The sequence below is a fragment of the Legionella tunisiensis genome (assembly GCF_000308315.1).
Lineage (GTDB): Bacteria > Pseudomonadota > Gammaproteobacteria > Legionellales > Legionellaceae > Tatlockia > Tatlockia tunisiensis.
The window spans coordinates 1-3,747 of sequence record NZ_CALJ01000213.1 but is presented as its reverse complement, the minus strand read 5'-3'; the positions used below and the strand labels follow the sequence as shown (position 1 = coordinate 3,747).

Genomic DNA, 3,747 nt, shown 5'->3' with positions numbered 1-3,747 from the left:
AGTGCAAGTCATCTATCAATGCGGAACGTAATAACTTCGTATAGCGATACATTATACGAAGTTATACGAGTTTTGACTGCCTTGGTAATATCAATGCAAACCCCTCTCTTTTTGATATCGTAGCCAATGGTAACTCGGGTCAACTGATAGTTTCTGAGAATTCATAAGATATATTTTAAATTTTCCACTCTCCAGGTTAAGATGGCTGTTGTGCGTATGCAAAAAATTGACTGCCATTATAAAGACGAACTATTTTGGAATCCTTATGTTGGAATACTTATGACTATTACTGAATCGTTGATTGCTTTTGTTCTCGCAGGCGGACTCCTTACTATTTTACCGGGACTAGATACTGCCTTGGTTTTGAGAACGTCTGCCGCGGAAGGAGCAAAAAAGCAGGGTTTGCTGCAATTGGAGTCAATATTGGTTGTTTAACCTGGGGAGCAGCTGTTTCTTTTGGCCTAGGGGCACTTATTTCAACTTCGCAATTGGCCTACGAGTTACTCAAATGGATGGGGGCGTTCTATCTTGCTTGGCTAGGGGTGCAGTTGCTGTTACGACCACGAACTGATTTTTCCGGTGTGGTTGGGTTAGAACAATCGACAAAAGAAATAAGTGACTTTAGTTGGCTATGGAAAGGATTTTTAGGAAATCTTTTAAATCCCAAAGTGGGTATTTTTATATTTCCTTTCTGCCGCAATTTATTCCTCAGGATATACCTGTGGCAGGTTATACTTTTTTACTGGCTCTGATTCATGCGCTGCTTGGCACACTTTGGTTTTCCTTGTTGATTTTGGCAAGCCAGCCACTGACTCGGGGCTTAAAAAATCCTAAGGTTATTCAATTCCTGGATCGCTTAACAGGGGGGCTTTTTATTGGTTTTGGTGTAAAAATTGCCCTATCAAGCCGTTAATTTCTAAAATTTTAGTAACAGAAAAATTATTGACTGATGCAGGCAAGTTAGTTTTCGTTCAGTTATAATGGTCTTCCTTAAAAAAATAAAGGTAAATAAAATGCGTCGTGTATTTTCATGTCTTTTAATTGTATTGCTAACCTTTGGTTTAGTAGTAAATGAAGCTGCAGCTAAACGTTTTGGTGGTGGGCGAAGTTTTGGAGTGCAACGCTCCCACAGCAGTTTATATAATTCCCATTCTGCACAAACAAACAAATCATTCGGGCAGCGAGCTACTAATAAAAGTAAATGGGGTGGGGTTCTAGGTGGTTTATTGGCAGGTGGGTTATTAGCCAGTCTATTTATGGGTAATGGCTTGGGCAGTGGCTTATTATCTTGGCTAATTGTTGGCTCAATTCTCTTTTTTCTTGTCGGTTTTTTGCGCCGCAAGATGCAGCCTGGTTTTCAATCGACTCAATCGAATGCATTTAGGCAAGCTTCTCCCTTTAATCAGGCAGCTGATACTTTTAAGAACAATTTTCAAGCGCAAGGTAGTTCTTCTGCCTATCCGGCAGGATTCGTAGCAGAATCATTTTTACGTGACGCTAAAGTTAAGTTTATTCGTTTACAGGCAGCTTATGATCAACAAAATATAACAGATCTGACGGCTTTTACGGCACCTGAAGTTTTCGCTGAAATAAAAATGCAGCTTGAAGAGCGTGGTAATGAACCTAATACCACAGAAGTTATCGATTTGGATGCTCAGTTGCTAGATGTGTCAAACCAGGTTGATTCAATGATGGCCAGTGTGCGTTTTACCGGTACTATTAAGGAAAATGGTGAGCCAACACAGTTAGATGAAATTTGGCATTTTCGCAAATTCAACAATAATCCTGATTGGGTTGTTGGAGGCATACAACAAGAGGCACTATAATCAATTGATTGCTCTCGCAAACAAGTTGTGAGAGCAATCAGTTTATCAATAAGTCTGTGTAAACACACGAAGACGGTGGCCATCTGGATCAAGAGCCACGAAATTAAGTCCGAAATCCATTTGAGTTGGTGGTTGGATTAGGCTTAAGCCTTCGCTTTTCCACTCATCATACAAAGTGCGGACTCGTTCATCATCATTCACCGCGATAGCTAGTTCACTACTGCCACTTGCAGCTGTTACTGCTGGTTTTACATCATCTTTTGACCACAAACCGAGTTTAACGCCTGAGTTTAATACAAACATGAAGAAATTTGTTGAAGATTCAACAGGTTGCTTATTCAATAATTTTGTATAAAAGGCAGCACTGATACTGGGCTTGTTGACATAAAGTATTATAAAATTAGGATCCAACATAGGAGTCTCCCTGTTAAAAAAGATATTTTTCCTAAAAACATTTAGGCCTTTTTCCTGAAGTTATTCAGGTTTGTTTATCTTAAAGGGAGCTACTGCCAAATCCTGTCAGTAGAGTTCTTTTGAAACTCGCTATAGTGAGTATACATGTCAGTACATGGGATTCGATCACCATATCGACGAAGTAATACTACAATACAGTAAAGTTCCGAAAGAGGTCTAGCAGTAAACGCTCTTTTTATTTATTGGTCAGGAATATTCTCTAGACTTCGCCATTCCTTCAAAAGGGCTTGACGGCGGCGTTGATAACGAATTGAGGTGAGATTAAGTGCAGTCATTCTATCAATGCGGAAATGACGAAATTGCTGGCGTAATTCGCACCAGGCTATGACTATTCGCGTTTGTTCGAAAAAGCCCATTGCAAAAGGCCAGATTGTCCGTTCAGTTTCGTTTTCTTGTACATCTTTATAGCGAATTATAAGTTTACGTTCATTACGTATAGCTTGTCTAATAAGCGCTTGTTCTTGATCCCCGCCCATAATAGCTTGTCCTGGTCCAATAAGTAACGCTGAAGCATCAAGTTTATTGCGTAAATCAGCAGGTAATACGGCCGCAATTTTTGCTATAGCATCACGAGAAGCATCGCCCAGTTTGGAATCGGCACGTTTTGCTACCCAGCGTGAGCCAAGAACAAGCGCTTCAATTTCTTCTTCAGAAAACATTAAAGGAGGGAGCATGTAACAAGGTTTTAAAAGGTAACCAAGTCCTGGCTCACCTTCTATTTGGGCTCCTTGCAACTGGAGTGTGACAATATCACGATAGAGAGTACGGAGACTGATACCTAATTCTTCAGCAAGGGTTGCTCCACGTATTGGATATCGATTACGTCGTAAAATTTGTAAGAGGGCAAGCAGGCGTTCAGTACGAGTCAATTTATAGTTCTCTAAATAATTAGTTAGAAACGATGCTGTCATCTTTTGGCAGCAATTATCATAGCACAGGGTAAATAAGGCATAGAAGCGCTACACCCCAAGTTGTCGATTCAGATGAATTTGTCTGGTGGGCAACTCACAATAGTTTATGTAATGACTGATAATTCCGTCTCTTCAATAATGGCTACTCTCGGGTTTGGATGCTAAAGCCACGCTATGCTAAAGTATCCGCCGTCATGAATGAACGGGGGGTATTATTTTGGCGGCGATGCAAAAGCTTTTTTCGTATGGGACCCTGCAATTGGAGTCTGTTCAAATGGCTACTTTTTCACGTTTACTAAAAGGAACTAAAGATAGTTTACAAGGTTATATGCTTAAAGATGTGCAAATTACCGATCCTTATGTTATCGAAGTGAGTGGGCAATCTGTGCATCAAATTTTATTACCAACACAAAATAAGGCTGACAGCATAGAGGGAATGGTATTTGATTTGACTGAGGCCGAGTTAAGTAAAGCGGATGAATACGAAGTAGATGATTATGTCCGGGTGAAGATTCAATTAGCTTCTGGTATGGATG

General features: G+C 40.2%; 7 protein-coding genes. 5 read left to right on the top strand and 2 right to left on the bottom strand.

From position 1 onward, the window contains the following. The first annotated feature begins 201 nt into the window (after window positions 1–201). The 4 genes from BN58_RS34275 to BN58_RS12685 all read left to right on the top strand — a co-directional run bounded on the left by BN58_RS34275 (window position 202) and on the right by BN58_RS12685 (window position 1,826). Entirely contained in the window at window positions 202–435 is a 234-nt protein-coding gene (locus BN58_RS34275; protein WP_232220590.1) for a hypothetical protein, read from the top strand. Next, window positions 411–752: a LysE family translocator gene (locus BN58_RS37835; RefSeq protein ID WP_408605488.1), complete on the top strand. Its 342-nt coding sequence runs from the start codon at window positions 411–413 to the stop codon at window positions 750–752. Before BN58_RS34275 ends, BN58_RS37835 begins: the two co-directional genes overlap by 25 nt. Next, window positions 722–913 carry a LysE family transporter gene (locus BN58_RS31780; RefSeq protein ID WP_198009892.1) on the top strand — a complete coding sequence of 64 codons (192 nt, stop codon included), beginning with the start codon at window positions 722–724 and terminating at the stop codon, window positions 911–913. The genes BN58_RS37835 and BN58_RS31780 overlap by 31 nt, the downstream gene beginning before the upstream one ends. 100 nt (window positions 914–1,013) lie before the next feature. After that, complete coding sequence (locus BN58_RS12685; protein ID WP_019217156.1) at window positions 1,014–1,826, top strand: Tim44 domain-containing protein; 813 nt, start codon at window positions 1,014–1,016, stop codon at window positions 1,824–1,826. A gap of 45 nt (window positions 1,827–1,871) precedes the next feature. On the opposite strand, the gene BN58_RS12680 is transcribed toward BN58_RS12685, so the two are convergent. Both BN58_RS12680 and BN58_RS12675 read right to left on the bottom strand, forming a co-directional pair. Next, the gene (locus BN58_RS12680; protein WP_019217155.1) at window positions 1,872–2,240 is read right to left on the bottom strand and encodes a VOC family protein; all 369 of its coding nucleotides are present in this window, start codon (window positions 2,238–2,240) and stop codon (window positions 1,872–1,874) included. 239 nt (window positions 2,241–2,479) lie between these two features. Beyond that, entirely contained in the window at window positions 2,480–3,211 is a 732-nt protein-coding gene (locus BN58_RS12675; RefSeq protein ID WP_019217154.1) for a helix-turn-helix transcriptional regulator, read from the bottom strand. Window positions 3,212–3,437: 226 nt separating this feature from the next. Here BN58_RS12675 and BN58_RS12670 point away from each other — a divergent pair. Next, the coding region (locus BN58_RS12670) for a gamma-glutamylcyclotransferase family protein (protein WP_019217153.1) at window positions 3,438–3,747 on the top strand (310 nt) is incomplete at its 3' end.